This window comes from Ulvibacterium marinum (genome assembly GCF_003626755.1).
In the GTDB taxonomy this organism is placed as follows: Bacteria; Bacteroidota; Bacteroidia; order Flavobacteriales; family Flavobacteriaceae; genus Ulvibacterium; species Ulvibacterium marinum.
Genome location: NZ_RBCJ01000001.1, coordinates 194,900 through 219,059 on the forward strand (window position 1 = coordinate 194,900; position 24,160 = coordinate 219,059).

Annotated in this window: 22 protein-coding genes and 2 pseudogenes; 14 read left to right on the forward strand and 10 right to left on the reverse strand. The window is 40.0% G+C overall.

Annotation, left to right across the window (positions count from 1 at the left end; translation table 11 throughout):
* The first annotated feature begins 51 nt into the window (after nt 1-51).
* The 5 genes and pseudogenes from D7Z94_RS00910 to D7Z94_RS00930 all read left to right on the forward strand — a co-directional run.
* Nucleotides 52-3,057: a PSD1 and planctomycete cytochrome C domain-containing protein gene (locus D7Z94_RS00910; RefSeq protein WP_245967116.1), complete on the forward strand. Its 3,006-nt coding sequence runs from the start codon at nt 52-54 to the stop codon at nt 3,055-3,057.
* Entirely contained in the window at nt 3,057-4,502 is a 1,446-nt protein-coding gene (locus tag D7Z94_RS00915) for a DUF1501 domain-containing protein (RefSeq protein WP_170158827.1), read from the forward strand. Before D7Z94_RS00910 ends, D7Z94_RS00915 begins: the two co-directional genes overlap by 1 nt.
* A 25-nt stretch (nt 4,503-4,527) precedes the next feature.
* On the forward strand, nt 4,528-5,442 hold the full coding sequence (locus tag D7Z94_RS00920) for a beta-propeller domain-containing protein (protein WP_120709638.1): 915 nt from the start codon (nt 4,528-4,530) through the stop codon (nt 5,440-5,442).
* A 6-nt stretch (nt 5,443-5,448) separates the two neighbouring features.
* Nucleotides 5,449-6,864 (forward strand): DUF2231 domain-containing protein, encoded by a 1,416-nt coding sequence (locus tag D7Z94_RS00925; protein ID WP_120709639.1) that lies wholly within the window; start codon nt 5,449-5,451, stop codon nt 6,862-6,864.
* Nucleotides 6,865-6,910: 46 nt separating this feature from the next.
* Nucleotides 6,911-7,174 (forward strand): annotated as a pseudogene (locus D7Z94_RS00930) (integrase core domain-containing protein); the annotation flags it as partial.
* Nucleotides 7,175-7,458: 284 nt separating this feature from the next.
* Here D7Z94_RS00930 and D7Z94_RS00935 read toward each other — a convergent pair.
* The gene (locus tag D7Z94_RS00935; protein ID WP_120709641.1) at nt 7,459-8,325 is read right to left on the reverse strand and encodes a sigma-70 family RNA polymerase sigma factor; all 867 of its coding nucleotides are present in this window, start codon (nt 8,323-8,325) and stop codon (nt 7,459-7,461) included.
* 712 nt (nt 8,326-9,037) lie between these two features.
* On the opposite strand from D7Z94_RS00935, the gene D7Z94_RS00945 reads away from it, so the two are divergent.
* From D7Z94_RS00945 to D7Z94_RS00955, 3 genes are all read left to right on the forward strand, one after another.
* Nucleotides 9,038-10,183, forward strand: a complete 1,146-nt coding sequence (locus tag D7Z94_RS00945) for a fatty acid desaturase family protein (RefSeq protein ID WP_170158828.1) — start codon at nt 9,038-9,040, stop codon at nt 10,181-10,183.
* Nucleotides 10,184-10,256: 73 nt separating this feature from the next.
* Entirely contained in the window at nt 10,257-10,448 is a 192-nt protein-coding gene (locus D7Z94_RS00950; protein WP_120710820.1) for a cold-shock protein, read from the forward strand.
* Between the two features lie 215 nt (nt 10,449-10,663).
* On the forward strand, nt 10,664-10,996 hold the full coding sequence (locus tag D7Z94_RS00955) for a hypothetical protein (protein WP_120709643.1): 333 nt from the start codon (nt 10,664-10,666) through the stop codon (nt 10,994-10,996).
* A gap of 58 nt (nt 10,997-11,054) precedes the next feature.
* Here D7Z94_RS00955 and D7Z94_RS00960 read toward each other — a convergent pair whose 3' ends face one another.
* A complete protein-coding gene (locus tag D7Z94_RS00960; RefSeq protein ID WP_120709644.1) occupies nt 11,055-11,312 on the reverse strand; it encodes a hypothetical protein in 258 nt (85 codons plus the stop codon).
* On the reverse strand, nt 11,309-12,157 hold the full coding sequence (locus D7Z94_RS00965) for a prohibitin family protein (RefSeq protein ID WP_120709645.1): 849 nt from the start codon (nt 12,155-12,157) through the stop codon (nt 11,309-11,311). Before D7Z94_RS00965 ends, D7Z94_RS00960 begins: the two co-directional genes overlap by 4 nt.
* A 481-nt stretch (nt 12,158-12,638) precedes the next feature.
* Here D7Z94_RS00965 and D7Z94_RS26060 point away from each other — a divergent pair, with 481 nt between their 5' ends.
* On the forward strand, nt 12,639-12,761 hold the full coding sequence (locus D7Z94_RS26060; RefSeq protein WP_262696919.1) for a hypothetical protein: 123 nt from the start codon (nt 12,639-12,641) through the stop codon (nt 12,759-12,761).
* Between the two features lie 138 nt (nt 12,762-12,899).
* On the opposite strand, the gene D7Z94_RS00975 is transcribed toward D7Z94_RS26060, so the two are convergent.
* From D7Z94_RS00975 to D7Z94_RS26155, 7 genes and pseudogenes are all read right to left on the reverse strand, one after another.
* The gene (locus tag D7Z94_RS00975; protein ID WP_120709647.1) at nt 12,900-13,595 is read right to left on the reverse strand and encodes a M15 family metallopeptidase; all 696 of its coding nucleotides are present in this window, start codon (nt 13,593-13,595) and stop codon (nt 12,900-12,902) included.
* Nucleotides 13,573-14,658, reverse strand: a complete 1,086-nt coding sequence (locus D7Z94_RS00980; RefSeq protein ID WP_262696920.1) for an alanine/ornithine racemase family PLP-dependent enzyme — start codon at nt 14,656-14,658, stop codon at nt 13,573-13,575. The genes D7Z94_RS00975 and D7Z94_RS00980 overlap by 23 nt, the downstream gene beginning before the upstream one ends.
* Complete coding sequence (locus D7Z94_RS00985) at nt 14,655-15,734, reverse strand: DUF1611 domain-containing protein (protein ID WP_120709649.1); 1,080 nt, start codon at nt 15,732-15,734, stop codon at nt 14,655-14,657. The genes D7Z94_RS00980 and D7Z94_RS00985 overlap by 4 nt, the downstream gene beginning before the upstream one ends.
* Nucleotides 15,735-15,970: 236 nt before the next feature.
* On the reverse strand, nt 15,971-16,303 hold the full coding sequence (locus tag D7Z94_RS00990; protein ID WP_120709650.1) for a cupin domain-containing protein: 333 nt from the start codon (nt 16,301-16,303) through the stop codon (nt 15,971-15,973).
* Nucleotides 16,304-16,766: 463 nt separating this feature from the next.
* Nucleotides 16,767-16,922 (reverse strand): hypothetical protein, encoded by a 156-nt coding sequence (locus D7Z94_RS25575; protein ID WP_158594565.1) that lies wholly within the window; start codon nt 16,920-16,922, stop codon nt 16,767-16,769.
* A 105-nt stretch (nt 16,923-17,027) separates the two neighbouring features.
* Nucleotides 17,028-17,588: a helix-turn-helix domain-containing protein gene (locus D7Z94_RS01000; RefSeq protein WP_120709652.1), complete on the reverse strand. Its 561-nt coding sequence runs from the start codon at nt 17,586-17,588 to the stop codon at nt 17,028-17,030.
* Nucleotides 17,589-17,965: 377 nt separating this feature from the next.
* Nucleotides 17,966-18,164: pseudogene (locus tag D7Z94_RS26155) on the reverse strand (tyrosine-type recombinase/integrase); the annotation flags it as partial.
* A gap of 239 nt (nt 18,165-18,403) precedes the next feature.
* Here D7Z94_RS26155 and D7Z94_RS26160 point away from each other — a divergent pair.
* The 5 genes from D7Z94_RS26160 to D7Z94_RS01030 all read left to right on the forward strand — a co-directional run bounded on the left by D7Z94_RS26160 (nt 18,404) and on the right by D7Z94_RS01030 (nt 24,111).
* Nucleotides 18,404-18,670 (forward strand): integrase core domain-containing protein, encoded by a 267-nt coding sequence (locus D7Z94_RS26160; protein WP_394347388.1) that lies wholly within the window; start codon nt 18,404-18,406, stop codon nt 18,668-18,670.
* Nucleotides 18,671-18,901: 231 nt separating this feature from the next.
* Nucleotides 18,902-21,877, forward strand: a complete 2,976-nt coding sequence (locus D7Z94_RS01015; protein ID WP_120709655.1) for a hybrid sensor histidine kinase/response regulator transcription factor — start codon at nt 18,902-18,904, stop codon at nt 21,875-21,877.
* A gap of 172 nt (nt 21,878-22,049) precedes the next feature.
* The gene (locus D7Z94_RS25580) at nt 22,050-22,199 is read left to right on the forward strand and encodes a hypothetical protein (RefSeq protein WP_158594566.1); all 150 of its coding nucleotides are present in this window, start codon (nt 22,050-22,052) and stop codon (nt 22,197-22,199) included.
* A gap of 33 nt (nt 22,200-22,232) precedes the next feature.
* Nucleotides 22,233-22,772, forward strand: a complete 540-nt coding sequence (locus D7Z94_RS01025; protein ID WP_147415806.1) for a collagen-like protein — start codon at nt 22,233-22,235, stop codon at nt 22,770-22,772.
* Between the two features lie 52 nt (nt 22,773-22,824).
* Nucleotides 22,825-24,111 carry a Kelch repeat-containing protein gene (locus D7Z94_RS01030; RefSeq protein ID WP_120709658.1) on the forward strand — a complete coding sequence of 429 codons (1,287 nt, stop codon included), beginning with the start codon at nt 22,825-22,827 and terminating at the stop codon, nt 24,109-24,111.
* Nucleotides 24,112-24,160: the final 49 nt, after the last annotated feature.

Consider the following 24,160-nt stretch of genomic DNA (forward strand, 5'->3'; position numbering starts at 1 on the left):
AACATCCTGGGCACCCTGTGTAATGGAATACTACGATTTTAATCTTTATATTTGATAGGAAGCCTTAATAAATCCGGAATGGTGTTCTCCCAAAAAAGAAATATCGTAATTGCGATTGGGTCATTGTGTCTCCTAATATCTTCTTGTGGCGATAACACACAATTTTCCGAACCATTACCGGAAACGGTGGATTTCAATTTTCATATTCGGCCCATTTTGGTACAGAATTGCTATCTCTGCCACGGGCCCGATGCCAGCGGTAGAAAAGCCGAGCTGCGATTGGACACCTATGAAGGGGCAACAGCTCTCCTAAAGGAAGGTGGGCATGCCATTGTGCCAGGAAAGCCCTCAAAAAGTCAATTGATCTACCGCATCAATCATGAGGCCGAAGATATGGTTATGCCCCCACCGGATTCAAATTACAAATTGACCATACGGGAAAAAGCACTTTTGGAAAAATGGATCGATCAGGGCGCTGAATGGAAATCCCATTGGGCATTTATAAAACCGGAAACCGAAATTGCCCATAACGAAAGTAAAGCGATTGATTCGTTGATCAATATGCGAATACAGCAAAAAGGTTTAATGAAGTCTTCCCAGGCAGACAAGAATACGCTTATTCGAAGGGTGTCCTACTTGCTAACAGGTCTACCTCCTTCACCCGAAGATGTGCAACACTTTATTGCCGATACTTCTAAGGATGCTTACGAAAACATGGTAGATAGTTACCTCAATTCTACAGGATATGGTGAGCGTTGGGCCCGCCATTGGATGGATCTGGTCCGCTATGCCGAGACCAAGGGCCATGAATTTGATTATCCTATTGTAGGGGCCTATAAGTATCGCGACTATCTCATACGTGCCTTCAACCAAGACCTACCCTATGATCAACTTTTAAGGGAGCATCTGGCCGGAGATTTATTGGAAGAGCCCCGTGAAAACAAAGAAATGGACATTTCCGAATCACCTATGGGAACGGCATTTTATGTAATGGGCGAAGGCAAACATAGTCCGGTGGACATCAAAAAAGAAGAAGCGGACCGCATTGATAACATGATAGATGTAACCAGTAAAACCTTTCAGGGTTTAACGGTTTCCTGTGCCAAATGCCATGATCATAAATTCGACCCTATTTCGGCGGACGATTATTATGCTCTGTATGGTATAATGGAGAGTACCCGCTTTGCGCCCATTGCCGATATTTCGATGACCACCCGACAGACCGCAGAGGAAATTCAGGATTTGAATCTGTACATGCGAAAAATAATAGCCGATTCCTGGACGCAAAAAGACGTACAGGAAATGACTGCCTCAGGGGAATTACAAAAAAAGGATTTGCCCCGGGACGCACCTTTTAAAATTATCGGCGATTTTAGAAATTCCAATTTTGATGGATGGATAACGAACGGGCTCGCCTTTGGAAAACGAACAACTTTGGGAAATCCCTTGGTGGATAAAACCTCAGGAAAGCTGTTGGGGTTGGATGAAGGTAGAGCTTCCAGCAAAACATTGGGTACCGGAGTGTTAGGCTCCCTACAATCTCCTAATTTTATTCTAGATACGGATTACATTGGGGTCCGGGCACGAGGTATGCATAGTACGATCCGGATTATCATAGATAATTTTCAATTGATCCAGAATCCCATTTATGGGGAACTTGAGCAACAAATCAATGCCAAAGCCTGGAATAATTACGTTTTCGATATCAGTCCATGGAAGGGGCATAAGGCCTATATCGAAATTCTTCCCGGCGGCTACAAAGGTCATTATTATAGCTTACCCGAAAATGCTTTTATTGAAGCCCAATATGCCGTTACCTATGATACGGAATGGCCCGTTGAAATGAAACGCCCAATTAACGGAAAGCCTGTAGAAAAAGAAGATTGGCCCACCTTGGACCTTTCAGCAGGTTTAGTTAAAGGACTAAATCAAAAGTTAAAGGAAGGGAGACTTCCATCCAAGTTTCCAGAATTGGCTACTGCAATGGACAGTAATCGCCAACTGGTCGAAAAATTGGACAGCGATTCTTTTTTCTATGCCATTACCGATGGTTTTGGTATCAATAGCCCTGTATTTAATAGGGGCGATCATAATGATCTTTTAGAGGAAGATATCCCCAGACGGTTCTTATCAGCACTACCTTTGGGCAATGTTCCTTTCACATCAAAGGGAAGCGGACGCCTGGAATTGGCAGAAGCTATGCTGAACGAGGAAAACCCCTTAACGGCACGGGTAATGGTCAATCGTATCTGGCATCATCTTTTTGGCAAGGGCATTGTAGAGACCGTTGACAATTTTGGATTACAGGGCAAATTGCCTTCCCATCCGGAGCTGTTGGATTATCTCGCCATTAAATTCCAAAAAGAAGAATGGTCCATAAAAAAAATGGTTCGTAGCATTGTTACTTCCCAGGCATTTAAAAGAAGTACTGCCAGAAATGACGAACTTACGAGCAAAGATCCGAACAATATCTATCTGGCTTCTTTCCCTGTGCGGCGATTGCAGGCCGAGGCAATTCGTGATGGCGTGTTGGCCGTTTCCGGAAGTTTGGATTCTACCATGTATGGTCCTCCTGTAAAGACCTATCTTACCGAGTTTATGCAAGGTCGGGGACGGCCCAACCAATCCGGACCTATGGATGGTGCAGGTAGAAGAAGCATTTATCAGGAAGTTCGTCGTAATTTCCTGGAACCCATGATGGTCACTTTTGACCGTCCCATTCCGTTTAGCACCTTTGGCAATCGCAATGTAACTAACGTACCGGCACAATCGCTCACTTTAATGAACGATCCCTTCATAGCGCAGCAGGCACAAATCATGGCTGAGAAACTACTCGCCCAAAAAGAACTGACCTTCGATCAAAAAATCGAATGGATCTATAGGCGAACCTTCTCCAGAAAACCTAATCCAGAGGAAATAAACAAAGCAAAACAATTTATAAGCGGACTACGGAAAATGGAATCCGCGTCAAAAACCGATTCGGACATAGAAATTCTTATCTGGAAGGATTTCTGCCATAGTATTTTTAATTTAAAAGAATTTATATACTTGATCTAATGGGCCATTTCAACAATTTTATGCAACGCCCCCTGTCACGCCGTGAAATGCTGGGTATTTGTAAGGGAGGTTTTGGCGCACTTGCTTTTACAAGTCTGTTCGGTGTATTGCCTTTTGGCTGTGATCGACCAAAAAATAGTGCTGCGGAAACCGGTCTATCCCTTGGGCCCCATTACATGCCCAAGGCCAAAAACATTATCTTTTTGTATATGGATGGTGGGGTATCCCAAGTAGATTCGTTTGACCCCAAACCCCGACTCGCCAAAGAAAATGGGGAAGACCCCAAAAAAAAATTCAAGGTAGACGCCACTCAATTCGATAACGTTGGGAAAATCTTGAAAAGCCCATGGGAATTTAAACAGTATGGCGAGTGTGGCATGCCCGTAAGCTCACTATTTCCACATATCGCAACATGCGTGGACGATATTGCATTGATCCGGTCCATGACCTCTAATTTTCCAGAGCACACCAATGCTAATTATTTTTTGCATACCGGCAGCGGTATTCAGGGACGGCCCAGTATGGGATCCTGGATGACTTATGGCCTAGGAAGCGAGAACAAGAACATTCCTGGTTATGTGGTTTTGGATGGTGGTTTGATTCCTCCTGGTGGCCTGGACAATTTCAAGAACGGGTTTCTACCGGCCTCCTACCAGGCTTCCATCTTAAGGACCGGGGTAGAACCCGTAGCCAACATTAAGCCTTTGGAAAGGGTTAAGAACTTACAGGAAGAAAAATTGCAGTTCATCAAGCAACTGGACAATAGCCTCATCGGCAAAATGGGAGAAGTGGATGCTGTGGAATCGGCTATTTCCAATTACGAGCTGGCCTATAAGATGCAGTCTTCCATTCCCGAACTTACAGAATTCAAGGAAGAATCCAAGGCGACCAAAAAGTTATATGGATTTGATTCCGATGATCCACACACCAGAGGTTATGCGGCCCAGTGCCTATTGGCAAGACGTTTGGTAGAACGAGGAGTCCGGTTTATTGAATTGACTTGCCCCAAGGTAGCGGCAGATCGCTGGGATCAGCATAGCAATCTAAGGGACGGACATGAACGAAATGCCCATGCCGTAGACCAACCCATTGCCGGGCTATTAAAAGATTTGAAATCCCGTGGCATGTTAGAGGACACCTTGGTCGTTTGGACCGGTGAGTTTGGCCGGACTCCTTTTGCCCAAGGTACCGATGGACGAGACCACAACCCTTCAGCCTTTAGCATGTGGATGGCCGGGGCCGGAGTAAAAGGAGGTACCATATTTGGCAAAACGGATGAGTATGGTTATCGGGTCATTGAGAACGAAGTTACCATTCACGACCTACATGCCACTATCATGCACCTGATGGGAATAAACCATGAACAATTGACTTTTCGTTTTGGAGGTCGGGATATGCGTTTGACCGATGTACATGGGCATGTTATGAAAGATATTTTGGCTTGAAACTTTAAACGAAAGAAAAACCAATATGCACAACTTTTCCAAAAAGGGAATATTCATTTTTCTTTTGCTGCCCATACTATTGATAGGTCAAAAGACTGCGGAGATCAAGCATTCATTCTTTATGGCCGGGCCCCAATTTACGGGTATCATTGACGAAGCGGGGGAAGAACTTTGGAATTCCGGAAGACCGGGAGCAAGGGACGGATATGTTTTGGAAAGTGGAAATCTATTGATTTGCTGGGCAGATGAGATATTGGAATACAACACGAAAAAAGAAGTCGTTTTCTCCTATAAAAGAGCTGAGAAATCAATGGAATTGGGAACCGCTGTCCGGTTACAAAATGGAAATACGATGATTACGGAATCGGGTACCAAGCCCAGAATAATTGAAGTGGACACAAATGGAAAGGTGGTCCAAAGTGTTCCCTTGCTACCGGAAACCGACAATGTACATATGCAGACACGTATGGCAAGAAAATTAGAAAACGGCAACTATCTGGTTCCCCATTTATTGGCATTCGCAGTAAAGGAATACGACAGTAACGGCAAAGTAATCCGTTCTTTTCGAACGGATTTGGAGGATTTTGGGGGAAAAGCGGATGAGAATTGGCCCTTTACGGCCATCCGATTAAAAAATGGCAATACCCTGATAACACTTACACACGGCAATAAAGTCATCGAAATGGATCCAGAAGGAAAAGTAGTATGGAAAGTGGACAATGCCGATCTGGAAGGAAACCCCTTGGCCGATCCTTGCGGTGCCCAAAGATTGTCCAACGGCAATACCGTCATTGCCAGTTATGGTGCAAAGGAAGGCGTAAAACTTTTAGAGCTGGACAAGCATAAAAATAAGGTCTGGAGTTATTCCGGCCACAGCGTTCACCATTTTCAAATACTAACCACTAACGGAAAGCCTTTGTTGGGAAAGCCCCTTAAATAGAACTGAATGGAGTTGATCCTTATGCTCAATTTTGGCTTTCTAGAAGATCCTGCGGACATCCTTATTTTTTTTGGGCGATTCCATCCGCTAGTAGTACATCTGCCCATTGGGTTTTTGATACTGGCAGCTATTGCACAATTTGCCAGTCGTTGGCCTAAATTCCAACCTATACAACCTTTTCTCCATTACCTCTGGGCGCTCGGTTCCTTCAGCGCATTTCTTGCCGTACTGTTCGGGTATTTATTATCCCTTTCGGGAGATTATGATACCGACACTTTATTCTGGCATCAATGGAGCGGAATAATGGTCTTGGCATTGTCCTTGGCCTGTTATCTCGTTTTTAAAAAGCAAGGCAAAAATGCTCAATTTGTAAAATGGTCATTGGTTGTTTTAGTTGCCATCACCATTACCTATACAGGCCATTTGGGAGGCAATCTCACCCATGGTCAAACCTATTTACTGGAATATGCCCCTAATCCTATTAGAGGTATGGCCGGACTCCCTCCCAAGAAAGAACCTAGACCAAAAGTGACTGTTTTGGATTCTGCCGATATCTATCTGGATCTGGTGCAGCCCATGATGGATGGTAAATGTGTTAGCTGCCACAATCCTGGGAAAAAGAAAGGAGATTTACTGTTAACCTCCTATTCCGAACTGATGAAAGGAGGTGAAAATGGGGAAGTAGTGGTTGTAGGCGATGCAGGGGCAAGTGAGCTTTTTAGACGCATTACACTTCCCGAAAACCATGATGATTTTATGCCTTCTGAAGGCAAAAGACCTTTAACCGATGAGGAAGTGGATATTATTGAATTCTGGATTACGGCCGGAGCCTTCCCCAAGGGGTACGTTACCAAACTTGATAGCAAAAAGGAAATAACCGAAACCGTATATACTTATCTTGGGCTGGACAAAAACAGTATTTTTAACCAAACTGTAGACCCGCCGAACACAACACTCATCGATTCCCTAACGGACAATGGTTTTATTATAAACCGCCTGATGCGGGATAACTACTTTCTCGACGCCAATTTTAGCCTTAGCGAAAGAAAAATTGCCCGGACCGACCTGGATTTGTTGTTAAACCTTAAAGAACAATTGGTTTGGCTGGACCTAAGCCATTCAGGAGTGACGGATGAACATCTTCAAAAACTTGGGCAACTGGAAAATCTTGTAAAACTGAACCTCAGCGGAAACGTTATCTCGGACAATGGAATTCAGCATTTATCAAAATTGGCCCATCTGGAATCCCTAAATTTGTATGACACCAAAGTCTCGGAGGGACTAATCGACCTGCTCCCTAAACTTAGTAGGCTAAAAAGTATCTATCTCTGGAAAACCCATATAGGCGATACGCTGGCCGTCCGACTCCAGGAAGAATATAAAAATCTTACCATTATTTACAAGAGAGAGACCTATAAGTAAAATATCGGCGTGGAATTTCCTATAACCGCTGTGGATATTTGTTGTAAATGGTATCTGTGAACGTTTCCACAAGACCATGCAGAACGAGTTTTTCTTTGTCGCTTTCAGAAAGAAGGTCTATAAGTCCATCGAAGAGCTACAAAATGACCTAGATCAGTGGATCGGATGGTACAACACCGAAAGGACGCGTACAGGAAAACACTGCTACGGAAAGATTCCTTTGCAGACTTTTGAGGATTCCATACTTTTAGCAAAAGAAAAGCTCGTCGAATACAATGAGCTTAAAGGTTCTTTTCAAGTGTCGGAATAACCTAAGACTGTCAGGTTAAGTAGTGGCTGGTACTCCTAAATCCACTATGTTAAAACTAATAAGGAGCTTTGTCCAATTTTAAATAATGCTTTTTGCGCCTGTTTTGCTTCTAATCTGCCTAATAAACTGAGCCCTTGATTATTCAGTACCTCCAAAAAAGACGAGCATACTTTGCACCCCATCATTCTCAATGATAATAGACTTAAACAAGTGTTCTAAAAAAGAAACTTTATTAAAATATGCTGGGTAATCGTCCTTTCATAAATATATTTTATGAAATGTGTCTATTCTAAGTAATCCTTAAGTATTTGAGACGATGAAGATTGTCTCAAGCGCAGCAAAGCAGTTGATTTGAGCTGTCTTGCTCTTTCCTTTGTAATGTCCAAATTACTACCAATTTCATCCAATGTTAAAGGAACTATTACACCAATACCGAAGCACATCTTGATTACATAAGCTTCACGAGATGGAAGAATATTCAGTAGGTCTTCGATTTCAGATGCCAATGAGTCCTTAATAAGTTTTGTTTCTGGGCTGCTAGAACTGTCGGAACGTATGATATTGCCCAAATTCAAATCCCCATCACCAATTTTTAAAGGTTCGTCCATTGAAATCGCCCTGGAAGAGTGTTTCAGACAGAATTGAATCTCGTCCATCGAGAAATCGATTAATTCTGATATTTCTTCCGCAATAGGTGCTCTTTGATGTACTTGTTCGAAATGTGAAGAAATTTTACTGATTTTATTGATTACATTAATCTTGTTCAGGGGCAATCTGACCATTCTCGATTTTTCGGTCAGTGCTTGTATGATTCCCTGACGAATCCACCAAACTGCATAAGAGATGAACTTGAACCCGCGTGTTTCGTCAAACTTTGTTGCCGCCCCGACCAGTCCAAGATTCCCTTCATTGATTAGGTCATGCAGGTATAGTCCTTTAAATTGATATTGCTTGGCAACCGAAACCACAAACCTCAAATTGGCCGAAACCAATCTTTCCAAAGCCTTTGTGTCTCCTTGCCTTATACGAACAGCCAAATCAACCTCTTCCTCAGTGGTGATCATCGGAATGCGTCCAATATCATTAAGATATTTGTTGAGAGAGGAACTATCCCTATTAGTAATTTGCTTTGATATTGCAAGGGGTCTCATTGTATTCCTATTTTATCGGGATTTCGTTTTTACATGTATCAAGTTTCCGCTGCCCCCCTTGGATATTTTCAAGATTCTTAACGGAATGCCCGGGAAATACACTTTCTATGAAACCCAGGCTTTGGACTTTGGCCTTGACGGTATTTGAAATTAAAAATATTGGTACAAGCAGAAAATAACCAAGAAGCGGTCCTAGGGAATTAAATACAGGTAAGGAGAGGGCTATCTTTTTTATTTAAGGATTGGAACAATAGTTGTCCATAATCCGTGATATGTGTAAAGGAAAGGATTTTAATCGGGACCAAAATGTTTTATCCCTTTTATTTTGTTCAGGAACATTTCTTATATGGTTTTTGGGCAATCGGTCTTTCAATTTTATAAATTAGTTTCAGGTGCCCGCTTCCGCATAAGAACTAAAAACATAAAATACTTATTTTCAACATTTAACACGCTATTTAGAAATACTACTCAAACTAGTCGTACCTTTACCGTGTTAAAATTCAGAAAGCCTAGATTCATTTAGTCTTACCCAATTCTCGATTTATTTTCAGCTCTCTTCTTTTTAAGGTAATTTTTAAATAACATTTTAAGCCAGGCGTTCAGGGTGGGGAAGCTTGCCGTCATAATCTACTAATATTAAGTAGTACAAGGACAGGTATAATCGTTCAACATATCATAAACAGATTGCGCTTGCTATTATCCTTTAAACTACATGTGGAAAAAAAATCAAACCACAAATGATGGCATCAATAAGCCAAAATTTTCAAAAAGAACAAACTCTGATTTCTCAAAAACAGTTAGGAACAGGGTAAACCAATATTTCAAAACAAATAATATCAGTAAGCATGCGAACAAAAGTATGGTCGGTAAGACCATTCTGATGTTAGCAGTGTTCTTTGTCCCTCTTGTTTTTATCAATATTGGCGCCATTGCGTCACCATGGCTGCTTTTTGCCTTATATATAACCAGTGGTATTGGTATGGCTGGAATAGGAATGGGCATCATGCACGATGCCATCCATGGCGCATACTCCAAAAATCAAAGAGTAAACAAATACCTGGGGTACACTATGAACTTGATAGGTGCGAATGCCACGGTATGGAAGATACAACACAATGTACTGCACCATACCTATACAAATATAGAAGGAGCGGACGATGATATAAATGCCCCGTTTTTCCTTAGGTTTTCTCCACATGCGAAGAAAAATATACTGCATAGGTTTCAACATTGGTATGTATGGTTCTTTTATGGCCTGTCCACCGTTTCATGGGTTACGGCCAAGGACTTCATTCGACTCGTCCGCTACAGGAAGATGGGATACATGAGCAAAAAGAATGAATTCAGAAATGAAATTATAAAGGTAACCGGCTGGAAGTTGCTATACTATTCCTATGCCCTAACCATACCAATGTTGACAGTACCGCTGGCTCCTTGGATAATCATCTTGGCATTTCTTAGCATGCACTTTGTAACTGGTCTTTTGATCAGTACTATCTTCCAGGTGGCCCATATTATGCCCAGTACAGAATTTCCCCTTCCTGATGAAGATGGTTTGATCGAAGGAGATTGGTATTCACACCAATTGGCCACCACGACCAATTTTGCGCCTAAAAGCAGTTTTTTTTCTTGGTTGATCGGGGGATTGAACTATCAAATAGAACATCATCTTTTACCCAATGTCTGTCACGTACATTACAAAAAAATATCAAATATCGTGGCGGCTACCGCAAGAGAATATGGAATGCCCTATAATACAAAACGAACGTTTGCCGCAGCCATTAGGGATCATGTTGGAGTTTTGCGCAAATTGGGAAAAATGCAGCCCATAACCACACAATCGAATCTCAATTTTTAATACAATAAAGTAAAGAACAATGAATATTATAATACAAACATTTAATAGAATAATAAACAATAAATATAAAGTAATGCAAGAAGGAACAGTAAAGTTTTTCAACAATGCCAAAGGATTCGGCTTTATTAAGCCTGTGGATTCCGATGAGGACATCTTTGTTCATCAAAGCGGTCTTATTGACAAGATTCGTGAAAATGATAATGTTAAGTTCACCGTGGAAAAAGGAGAAAAGGGAATGAACGCGGTAAATGTGGAATTGGCCTAAAAAACCACTTATTCCCATATCAATAAAATGCCATCTTTAAAAGATGGCATTTTACATCATATCCCATGTTTATGTGAAAAGACCAAAATCAAACTTTGGTTATTGACTCCAATATTCAAAAATAAACAGGACATCTTAACGATAAAAGGGTATTTGAACATAAACCCGAACAACAGAACCTCTTTTTTAAAGGATATAAAATCATTATGTCAACCATGTTATTCTTTATATTTCTGACCTCATTGGCAATCTCTCCACACCAAAGAATAGACCAAATAAATAAGGTAGAAGGTATCTTCATTGGCCGTGTTGAAAATGGGTATTCATTTTGTTGTAAAACAGAAAAGGGTGAGGAAAAAATAGTTGTTTTCGATGAAATTTTGTCAGTCATACTCAAAAAATACCCGCTACATGAGAATCAAAACATTGGGGAAAGTTTTATCATCTCGTTTATTGGGAATGATCGAGTTTGGGAAGATTATAACAAGGAAACATCTACCGTGATACGCTTACAAAAGCTTATGCCAGGGCAAAACCTTCAAGAGTGATGTTTCAAATCTAATTAGGATTGAATCCCAAGGATAATCACTTGCCTTGTTCATCAATTCATACATTGATGAGTAAAAACAGCATAATGGTCAAGGAAGCTGAAAGGAAAAAAGTCGTTGAGTTGAAAGTGCCAGTCAACCAATTGTGTGCTAGTTTGCTCAAAAGACCCATGGGAGGGTCGCCATAATAATTGTTTTGGTACTTTTCAATCATTTGATATCTATACAGCCCTCGAAGGATACCCACAATAAGGTGGGTAAACAATAACACCATAATTATGAATCCTGTATTCAAATCCGGAGATATTCCCATCATTTGTTTTTAATGGCATCACCTACTCCAATAAAAGGAATTGCCCCAGCACCTGTTACCTCAGGTAAAATCCCGTTCCATTTTTCTATGGCCTTAAGGTTTGCTTCTATCTTTCTTAGTTCAATAAGGTCTGGTGAAATATTCATTTTTTGTAATCGTAACGCCTCGGCTTCGGCTGTTGCTGCAGCAATGGTTTGTTCAGCTTCGACCTTTATCCTGTCCAGGTCTCTTTTTGCCTTCAATGCATTTTGTTCAGCCGTTTGCTTAGCTTCAATGGCATCTGTAAAGGTTTGGGAAAAACTAAATGAGATAATCGAAAAAGCATCAACCGATATGTTGGACGCGAGCAATCTTGAAGTGAGTGCTTGTTGCATTTCGGTACTGACAGCCGGTCTCTTAGTAATCAATTCCTCGGCTGTATACCTGGCGGACACTGCTTTCATTACTTCCTGAATGGCGGGGTCAATAATACGCTCCTTGAATTCTACACCTATGGTTTGATAAACCAAATTTGCTTTATCAGGTATGATGTGATAGTTAAGTGCCACGGATAAATCCACATCCTGCAAGTCGGAGGATGAAGAGGCCGCATCTGTCATTGCCTTTTGAATTTTTACGTCCATTAGGATGACGGTTTGCACTATCGGTATTTTGAAGTGGATTCCTTCATTTAGCACTTTGTCCTGTACGGCACCAAAATTCTGGACAACTCCCCGCTCACCTGCACCAATTTGAACCCATGGTCTAAATGCAAACAGCAATACAACCAATGCGGCAATAATGATCAGGTTTCTCTTTTGCCCTTTTTTCAATATATTTTTTAGCTCACCCATAGGGTTATTATCCATAGTATTTAGGTTTAATTATAAAGATAGGATTTCCCATACCCGAGCATGTTATACCAATTCCTAGAAATCTTACATAAATCACACATGGTCCGGGATGGATACAATGTCATTGGACCGCTTTCTGTTCATTTTAAGGTTCTTCGTTATTAAAAAAATGTTTTTTGGGGAAAAGAGGGCCTGGGACCTTTGGCCATTTGCGAAAAACTGTTCCATGAACAAGTTGTCTTTTAAGCCATTATGAATCGTTCTAAAGGTGTTTTGCCACAATACGCTATCCATACCTTAAATGGACAATACCCGCAGGAGGGAGGTTTCAAAATTTTATACTATCAAATAGCCCGCACCTCGCATTTTATCTGTCATAGCACCGTGTTAAACTTACCCTAATAGTGTTATGTTTCAACTATCTTTGCATCTTAAGATATGTGTAGATAAAGGTGTGTATTACGCCTATCACAAGTAAGTTAATAGAGAAGGAATTATGAAGCAGATAAAGAAAGGATTTCAGGACAGCAATAGTGGTATTGAAAGGCCATTGTCCCGTCATGAGAGTTGGAAAAATAACCGTAGGCATACTGCCTTAAAATTAATACGGTTTTCTTAGGGACTAGGAATGTTAAAGAGGGCTTTCGCCCTCTTTTTTGTTTCGTATTATGAAGTAATTATTATCGAGCAACGTCTTTTGGTTGTAAGAGGGAAATCAATCCAGGGGTTTCTCAGATAGTAATCAAACCCTTCCTTTTCATTCAGTCGGTTCATACATCCAAATTGTGGGGCCATAAATGGCATATTCCTTTTCTTTTTCAATGGCCCAAACAACATCGCCGTAATCAAAATGCCAATATTCCTTCAAATCACATACAAAATCTTCGTCTTCAAATAAACCGATTAGCAGTTCCCTATTTTTTTTCGCTTCAGGCCCAATATCTGGATAGTAGGGATAGCATTTTTTTGAAAGATTAATCTCCAATCCGTTGTTGGTACCAAAATCCATCACACAATCTTGAATCCTATCATAAATCAAAGCGTCTATAGCTCCGCCGGTCATATGCATGGACTTTGTAGGGGGAGCGATGAAATAACTAATGATCTGTTTAATATTGTCATCAGATTTTTCTGGATGTTTTTTTTTAAAGGAAGCAAATGTAGTCTCCCAAAGAAGTTGCTGATGTTCAAAAGATCTCCAAGCAGAGCGAATAATCAGGGTTTTATCCTGCTTGTCCAACGTCTTGCTGATCCGGCCTATTTTTTCGATAATATCTTCCCGGGTTAAGTATTGATAATCTTCCAAAATTGATGGTTCAAACATCAAATTAAAATTCGTGTCCATCAAACTCACTAGTGGTGAATGATTTTCCCGTATCCAAATGGAGGGGGCTAAAAGTTTATGCTGAAGGTCTTTTGCCTCGACCGCTTCACAGTATGCTTGCACATTCATATTGATTGATCATGTTTTTTGTAATGCAGGGGGTGCTAAATGTTCTTAATAGCGCACTATAATTTAGGTCGAAGGCTACGGTGTCACCCACTTTCAAACTTGTTTCGGTATTATCTATCAACATGTGATCACTGCTGGCGCCCAGCACAGTTATTTTTTGTTTTGGAGTAATTCCTGAAACAATGACATCCTGCGTTCCAATAGCTAAAACGGCCCTATCCATCAAGCCTTTATTTTCAAACTTAGGGGTATCACCATTCGCATTTTGATATACTTCCCCATAGGGTTGTGATGGTTTTCGTTTTGCTTCGATAACCTCAGCCAGTAAAGTAAAGATATCGGTAAAAAGTCCTGGTATCGGTTTTCTACAAAGTGCTTCCCTACCTAAAAAAATAGATTCGCCCAATCGTAAGCTATTTATTCTGCCCACGTCTTTTGAAGACGTAAACCATTTGTAATTTGCAGAGTTTCCGCCGGACACCATTGCCAATGTAATTTTGAATTTTTCTTCTAAACACATAGCTATTGAAGACAACTGGTTCATTTTGTCTGCATCAGGACTTATTCCGCCAAAACATGCGAGATTTGTTCCTATACCTACCAAGGCCAGGCCTTTTAGTTTCAGCACCGCTTTTACAATGGCATCCATTTCCGATGGCATGATCCCTTCCCGTAAGTCCCCAAGCTCCACCATAAGAACAACCTTATGTATGATATGGTTCTTTAATGCATATTCCGAAAGTTTTTTTAGAACTTCCAATTCAGAGTTTAGACTTATGTGAGCATGAATAACCACTTCTTGCACCTGGCTGAGTGCTGGTGTTCGGAGTAACAGGTATTGTCCCCTTATACCTGCTCTACGCATTTTTATAATATTCGCAATTCTAGAGTCTGCAAGGATTTCAATACCATTTTGAACCAATACATCAGCGATTATTGAATTGCCGCCGATTACCTTGGTCACCCCAATTATATTAATGCCCTTAGCGCCATACAGTTTTTTCAACTGTCGGGCGTTGTGGGCAATCTTTGCTAAATCAATATCGATTCTGGGAAGGTTCAAATCAACACCGACTCTCTTTTTAACTCTGGAAATGTTTTGACCAACTCCTTTACCAGTTTATCACATCCGTGCAGTAAGACATCCGAAACAGGTAGATTATATTCTGATTCATACTGATTTATTACATGACTCACTTCTGCTTGGGTCATGTTTTCATGGTTTATGGTGATGGCTATAACTTTTGATTTGGAGAATACCTCAATCATTTCAATCTCGTCTACCAAGTCCAACAATGGAATTTTAGGATAGTCACAATAACTTTTTCGCTTTGGGGGATGCTGTAGTATAATTGCATCGGGCATTGCCCCCCGAATAATGGCACTTGAAGAAGTAAACGCAGGGTGGCTTAATGCTCCCTGTCCTTCAACAACAATGATATCGGGTTGTTCTTGCTCATAGGCATTTAGGATGGCGTTTTCAACCTCACCGGTGGCGAATCCTGATGTTAAAACATCTATGGCCACTCCGTATCTAGAGCCTTGGAGCAAGCCTGTCTGACCGGTGGTTACAAAGACGGCGTTCAGACCTTCATTCCGTAATGCTTCCACCAATATTAATGCCGTAGTTCTTTTACCCACCGCACAATCAGTGCCCATTACCGTAATTATCGGAACCTTTACCTCTTGAATACGTCCCGAAAAATTATGGAGGCTTTCACGTTTTGGGGGCTTTCTAACATCCAGTATAGTTACGCCATAATTACGGGCCATACGGGCAAATTGAGAATTCTCGCTAAAAAACTCAGGAAGACCATTAACAATGTTCATCCCACTTTTCATAGCGGTAAAAATAATTTCTTTTTGTTCATCGTTTAAAAAGGAAGCGAGTGGGGCGATACCATAGATAAAGTATTCCGGGATAGTGCTTAATTCCTCTAAGGCAAGTGCTATACTTTCGAAAATGGGAATGGCATTTTTTACACCATCAAGATATTCTCCTGCATCCTGACCAGCCTTCGAACTATCGATGATCCCAACGATATCATAGGTCTCCGATTGCCGAATAAGTCCATTGGCCACTTTACCGTCTATACTCCCAAATTCATTTTCGCAATAAACCAATGCGTTTGCTCTCATAGTGTTCGTTTTAAGTTTTAATATTCGATAGGCTTCCTTTATAAGGTTCTATCTTACTGTCGAAATGGACAGGTTCATTGGCGGAAAGATTATTTGGAACGGTACAGAAATACGTATAATCGTATTCAGAGTTTCGTCTAGGGCCTCACCTTGGCACAGACGACATCTCCTATTTTAAATCTATTCTCCATTTTATTTTTTTCTATTAGGTGCGTTTTAATATCAAAACAGACGGCTCATTCTGTTTTTATAGTGGCGCAGATCATCTTGAATTTATGATTTGCTTCAATTGAACTGGTGAAATGCCCTGGTATAATTATCGAGTCTCCCTTTTGTAAAAAGGTGGAGTTGTCATTGATTACCACTTCCGCTTTGCCCTCGATTATGTGAATGAAGCGTGCAAAAGGAGATTTTTCAAAAGATTGGGCTTTGCCATAATCGAATACAAATGCCTGTACGACACAGTGGTTTTCTTCTATTATGTTTTTTACCACTATCATATTAGAAATATACTCTAGTGCATCTACCAGGTTAAACTTCTTGGATTCTTCAAATTCACCTTTTGCCATGGTTAAATGTCTAAGATGGGGATGTTTTCCTTTATCCTTTATTCAGCTCTATTTTTGGCATCCCGCTTTGCCTTTTTGGCGGCTTTCTTCTCTTTAGGGGTTCTTGAGGGCGCAGTTTTTCCTGACTTCTGTTTTCCTTCTTTTTCTCTCGACATAGTTTTATTTTTTATTGATTTATGGAACTGAAACAGCGACCACCAACGTTATTAAAAAAAGTACAAACCAGATAGCACATTTTCTCATGTAACATAATTTAACATTGTTACTTTCGATATAAATTTGCTTCTCAAAAGCAATGGTTATTGCAATACTAGCCCTATTACCTTTTAACGAAAAAAGAGCAGTGTTTTTAAGTTCCTGCTCTTTTTTGGGCCTCTAAATAATTTAAAAGCACTTATCAATAAACAAAATTTAATTCTCTTTCCCTAGTATGGTGCAGGCCATGTATTTGCTATTGCCAAAGTCATTTTTTGATTCTGATCAAATCCGGTCTTAGGTTTTTCCGTAATTCATTCTCCCTTACGGTTCGTGGGTTTCCACTATCAAATATTGGTCTAAATGTATCTCTTATTTTTTTTAGGATACCGTAAACCAAATTGTTCTTTTCAAATAAGTCCATATGTTCGGTGTTTTGAATATTATTGATTAAAATCACAATAGAAAACAAAGATGCGACGGAACCAAGGGGATTTTGCTATACAAATACGGGTAAACCTTACATATATCACAGGTTCTCCAAATTTTGCTGTCTTTTTTTCTTCATTTTTTTGAAAAAAGAAGGTGTGAGACCAGTGACTTTTTTAAATTGATTTGACAAATGGGATGGACTACTATAATGAAGCCTATGGGAAATCTCGGTCAGATTGAGCTCGTCATATAGCAACAACTCCTTTACCTTTTCAATTTTATGATTGATGATATAGTGTTGTATGGTGGTTCCTTTCACTTCGGAAAATGTGTTCGACAAGTAGGTGTAGTCATATCCCAGTTTTTCACTTAAATATCCGGAATAATTGGTCTTTGGAATTTCGTCAGTATGATGAATCATTTCTATGATGGCCGTCTTTATCCGCTCGATCAAGATATTCTTGGTATCATCAAGGAGCTCGAGTCCCGACTTAAGAAGATTTTGCCCGAACAAAGTTCGCTTTTCTAGCGTAATATCCCCGTTAATTTGGACCATTCCGAGATCTAAGGCCGTATAATCCAAGTCCAGTTTTCTTAATTCTTGGCTTACCAATATTTTGCAACGTTGACTTACCATGTATTTAATGTATAATTTCATGTTTTGGCTTATTCTTCAAGTAGGTCAGTGACTAAGTGTTCATAAAAAAAGAACCCTATTTCCAAAATCTTGAAAAATTGAAATTGTCTTTATTTAAAGATAGTCATTATATGGTGCTTTGCTGTTTGAACAGAATGGCAAATGAATAATAGGGCGTGATGTTGGATATCTTGAAAAAGTTCTTTGCAAAATGGACCTGTTTAAATGGAATCTCTTTAAGAATATTTAGTTTATGATAACATCCCAATGGAAATAATAGCACTAGACCTGCCATGTTGAAGTTCTTCGATTGTTCTGAAGTCATCCCAATAACAAACTTGTTTTAAAAAAGGAACGATTTTTAGGACTTTTCCAATTTTTCTCTTAGCAATCGCACACTTTTTTTCTAGTACTTTAGCGTAGATTTGAGTGGCAGTCGGTTTTCTATACCCAAGCATTTTAGAATGGTTTCAATTGGAACTCCATTAGTTAGGTAACCGTTGTAGCAAATGTATGTCTAGCCATATAAAAAGTAATGTTCTTTTTGATTTTGGCTAATTGTGCTATCTCCTTTAAACAAGCGTTGATTTTTTGATTTCAAATGAACTTGTTTGAAACCATTCATTTGAGTTCACAAATCGCAAAACACTGTAAATCAATTAATATTGATATTTCTGGGACTCCTTTTAAATGTTAAAAAGTAGCCCCGCCAAGAATCACTTCGACAAAGCTCAGTATGAACTTCGGTTCAAAAGCTGCACTTTTACATACTTCTGTATGAGTAGTATCCCATAAAGTGCAAATAAAAAATAAGGAGGTCATGACTCCTTTATTTTTTGTCTAATTTTAAATCGCAACTAGGCAGGCCGATGCAGAATGGATTTGCGAAAAGGTTTAACCGGACTTATCGACAGGATATCCTTGATGTATATATCCTTGAAGATATAGGTCAAGTAAGGATATTAACTGGAAAATGGACAAGGGACTATAACAAAGAAAGGCCTCACGAAGCATTAGGGGGAATAACTCCCGAACGATATGAAAGAGAATTTTCTTCCAAGCAAGCTTGCTTGGAAGAACAACAAAAGTCGTCTAAAACGTAGTCCGAGAAAAGGGAGAGTTACAAAACGTGCTTGGGGTTAAACACCAATTTTTCTGCAAAAGCTGTCTTTTGAAGTTTTGTCAACTTATAAAAGTGCTTTGGAAAAGGAAGGATTTCTGGGACTAATGTTAAAGTATATGGAATTCTATCGACCAAATAAAAAGACCGAGGGTTTAATCCTCGTTTTTTTTATTTAACTTATTCTCTAAGATTGATAAAATTTGATTTAGCGATGAAAAGTTCCCCCACTTGCATAGCCATATTATTGTGCGCTATACTTATGGGGCAAAGTCAAAAAGAAATAGACTCAATCAAGAAGGAATTGGCAAATCCTCAAGGTTCAGATAAAAAACTGAAATTATTGGATGACCTGTATTCCTATTACTTATTTCAAAACCTGGATTCCGCAGGACTTTATAAGAATCAGTTGCTTACAGAAGCTACCAGAACAAACAATAGTTCAAAAAAGTTAAGCAATGTATATAATTCAGTATCAAGATATTATTACTATAGTGGTCAGCTTGATAGCTCAATGTACTACGTTGAAAAAGCCACTGATATAGCCAATGACACAAAGGATTATCACCTTCTTTCCGATCTGTATAGGAAACTATCAATTCTGAGTGTCAGCAATCATGATTTTAAGAACGCCGAGGAATATATTTTACAAGCCATAAAGCATGCCGAATCTGCAAACGATTGGAAATTAAAAGCCTCGTCGACCCTTGTTCTGGCCAATCAATTCTTCCGGCAAAACAAATATGACCTTGCTATAAAAAGATATCTAGAAATAGATTTACTATACAATAAATATGACAATCCTGATCGTAACCTTGGTTTGGTTTATCAGAACATTGCTTTGATCTACGTGAATCTGAATAATCCAAAATCACTTACGTATTCCGACAAAAGCAAAAAGCTTTTTGAATCTCTTGGTGACCAAGAAGGCATTAATTACTCCTACATAATTAGGGCCAACTATTTTGAAGGAATAAGGGACACATTGAACCAGACAAAAAATCTTCGTGAAGCGGTAGTGCGATACAGAAAATCAAACGATTTGGTCAACAAATCCGATGCCCTGTTAAGACTTTCAGGTGTCTACATTAATCAAAATCAGCTGGAAGCCGCTAAATCCTTGATGGAAGAAGTTGAAAATTCAATGCGGGAAATTCAACCCTACAAAGAATTAAAATCCAGATTTCATTTTGTTCAAGGCAAGGCATTTTTAAAAGAAAAAAAGTATTATGATAGCCGATTGGCATTTGAAACGGCACTAAAAACACTGGGGGACGAAGATTCAAGATATACCGATGAGTGGAGTTTGGGCTCAATTAATGGACTTGCCCAGTCTTATGCCGGAATGGGCAATTATCAAGAAGCGTATTCCTACCAAAAGCAGTTCATTTCAATTCAAGACAGTGTTCTTAAAAACAATAAGGAGAAAATTACAAGAGAACTTGAAACCAAGTATCGAACCGAACAGAAAGAGCAAGAAATTGCGCTATTGAAATCACAAAATGAACTTGCCGAACAACAAAAAAGAAACCAGCGCAATATATTGATGGGAGGGCTTGCCATTACATTCCTGGGCGGTACTTTTCTTTTTTTGATGTATCGAAACCGCCAAAAAACCAATAAGCGCCTAAAAGAGTTGGATGAGGCCAAATCAAACTTCTTTGCCAATGTATCCCATGAATTGCGTACACCTTTGTCATTGATACAGGGGCCATTGGAACAACAACTGGAAAATTCTGACCTAAGTAAAGAACATAAAAAAAATTTGGCCATCGCCAAAAAGAATACGGAACGAATGGCCACTTTGGTCGACCAGTTGCTCGACCTATCAAAATTGGAATCGGGTTTCTACAAGCTGAAGGTTTCCGAAGGGTTGTTGTCGACCTTTTTGAAATCGCAGGCAGAATCGTTCCTGTTCAGTGCCAGAAAAAAATCCCAACAACTGAATATTGCAATCGCCATAGATGAAAACTACCATTGGTATGATACCGATATATTACAAAAAATTGTGAGCAATCTTTTGGGAAACGCACTAAAATATAGTCCCGAAAAAGCCGAAATCACATTTAGGGCCGGGCTAAGGCAGGGCATCCTTTCATTATCGGTGCATAATACTGGCATATCGCTCACAGATGAAGAACTCAAAGAAATATTCAACCGCTTTCACAGAAGTCATAAAAATGAAACAGGCACCGGTATTGGCCTGGCATTGACCAAAGAATTGGTGGGGTTGCACAAAGGTAACATTAAAGCAGAAAGCGATACCAATAGCGTCACTTTTCACATACAACTTCCAATACATGAAGCTGCTTTCAAAACCGAGGAAAAAGCAACACATCCAGAACCAGTTCCCACAAAGGAAATACATCAAGATAATATCATTGGAGGTACAGGTAATGCCAAAACATCTACCATAGAAAGTAATGAAGACAAAGACATCATACTAATAGTGGATGATAATGAGGATCTTCGCACTTATGTTTCCTCCATTTTTGATACAGCATACAATATTGTTACTGCCGAAAACGGGAGCATCGGTTTTCAAAAAGCGCTGAAGCACATACCCGACCTTATTATAACCGATTTGATGATGCCCAAGGGCGATGGACTGAAATTGACCGAAAACTGTAAGACCGATGATGCCACATCGCACATTCTCATAATCATGCTCACCGCCAAAGCGGGCGATGAAAATCGACTGGAAGGACTGGAAACGGGTGCCGATGCCTATCTCACCAAGCCGTTCAACAATAAGATTTTAAGGCAAACTGTGGAAAACCTCTTGGAAAGCCGTAAAAAACTACAGAAACGTTTTAGCCAAGAGATCGTTTTAACCCCAAAGGAAATATCCATCGGTTCCTATGACCAACGCTTTCTGGAATCCCTTCAAAATGTATTGGACAACCAATTGGTAGCATCTGATTTTAATACAGAGGCTTTTGCAAAAGCTTTAGGCATGAGCAGAATGCAATTGCATAGAAAGTTAAAGGCGCTCACAGGACAGACAACCACGGAATTCATTCGCAGCCAACGTTTAAAATTGGCAGCCTCTTTGCTCCAAAAAAGCGACGTCAACATCTCCGAAATCGGGTATCAGGTCGGATTTAACGATCACTCCTACTTCACAAAATGCTTTAGGGAGACCTATGGGGCCTCCCCCACTGAATTCAGTAAAAAGGAACCTTCTTAAACCCTTTCAAGCCAAGGCTTTGCAACCATGTTACATATCTCATAGGCTTTGATACATAATTCATAGCCCTCCGCCCCGCTTACCATTATGTTTGCTTTCGAGTTGGATGATTGGCATACCATCAAATCATTAAACCTTACCAATGGACTAATCTAAAACACTTCATCTCATCATGAAGAAAAAGAGGTATGAAGGCATACTGGATGAAGTTCCCCGCTTTGAGATTTCTTTGAATGTGAACAAATTGGAAAAGGGAAAGTACAGGCTGAAAATTATAAACAAAAAGAAAATCATCAAGAGCACCCATTTCTCCAAAAAATAATCTACAAATGAAATAAAAATCAAACCTATCATTATGAAAACAACCACAATATCTGTAAAGACCATAATGGTCATTTTATTAGGATTTTTATTGATTGGCTGTTCTGCCAAAGATGGCATGGATGGCGCAACAGGACCGCAAGGGCCTCAAGGTGAACAGGGAGAACAAGGTGAAGATGGAAATGCCAACGTTATTGCCTCTTCCTGGATCCCAGAGGAATTTGTCGATATTGCCGTCAGCGCTTCAAACTTTACGGTTACAGATGAAGCATTCACAAGCGAAATTTTAAATTCCGGAACCGTGCTGGTCTATGGACGAGATGGCGAGTTCGTAGTTCCTATTCCTGTCGTTCTCAATAATCAAACCTATTTCTTCGTGCTTCCTGAAACCTTAGGAGAAATTTTATTTGTTGCCAGAACTGTTGATGATACTGCTGATTTTTTTGATCTTTTTACTGATTTCAGATATGTGATCATCCCTGCCAGTAATACTTCGGCAAGAGAAGGGGAAAGAAACGATTTCAACAAAATGACCTACTACGAAGTCATGGATCACTTTGACCTGGCATACTAGCGTCGACCCCATAGCCTGTGAAATTAGAAATGAACAATAAAAATAAATCCCTATGAAATCCTTTATAAAATTAACCATTGTATGCTTTTCTTTGTTGCTTCTCTCCTGTAGCAGTGATGACGACGGTAGCAGTGGTGAAGAAATCATTGATACCATAGATATCCTAATGACCGTCAATCCATCAAACAATGAGCGGCCTGTATCAAAAACTCCTGAATTTGATTGGGAAGCGTATTCAGGCGGGGCGGCTATAACATATTCCTTGTTTTTAGGAACTTCCGAAACTACTTTAAATGAAACGGCATCTGACCTTTCAGTGGTCGAATTTAGTATTGAGGATATGAATTCGCTTGACTTGGCCACAATATACTACTGGAAGGTGGGGGCATATGAAGGCGGAGAACTGGTAGCAGAGAGTGAAACCCAAACCTTTACCACAGAGCGAATATCACCAACGCTTATCACGGAAACTGCGGCATACGGTGCCAGAAAGGCTGCCGGGGTTGAAGTGTTTGATAATAAAATCTGGGTGATTGGTGGAAGGGATGATGCTGACGGTCTTTTAGATGATATCTGGTCCAGTATTGATGGGGAAAACTGGATTTCTGAAGGAAATTTTTCTTTTGGCGGCATCTATGGGCACGAATTGATAGTCTTTAACGGCAAGCTTTGGATTTATGGAGGTGTCTTTAATGGAATTCTATCTCGAAAAATTTTCAGCTCCGACGATGGTATAAACTGGGTTGAAGAGACAGAGACAACTCCGTTTATTCAGTACAGTAGCTCAAAATTTACGGTTTTGGGCGATAAGATATTCAGAATTGCCGGCTTTTCGGGTAATATTGAAGATCTTTCTCCTGAGCGTAATGTCTATAGCAGTATCGATGGTCTTAATTGGGATTTAGAGATCGAGAACCATGGATTTGAAACCAAGTATAGCTTTCAGGTTGAAAGCTTGAATGGCACGATATATGGCATAGAGCCCGATCCAGATTTCGACATTGATGGAATCAGCACCAGAACAACTATGGATGGAGCAAACTGGTCCGATCCTATTGTTTCAAATATTCGGGAGCGGGGCATAAACTCTGTAAGAACCGTGGTGACGGACGATACCATTCTATTGATGACTACTCCGGTGGATGGTCCCAATAACAGTTCTACTTTTTATGAATCTTCAACCGGAGAAGATTGGGAGTCGGCAACAACCATTGGTTCGGTGCCAATACGGGCTATTTTTTGTTCACTGGTCAATCTAAATGGAGAACTGTTTGCCATTGGGGGAACGGTAAGAAGTAATTTTTCGCAAACTAACAATACCGTTTGGAAACTTAACTGATTAAACTAGACTATAAACATACTTCAAAGGTCAAAACCAAACAGGAAAG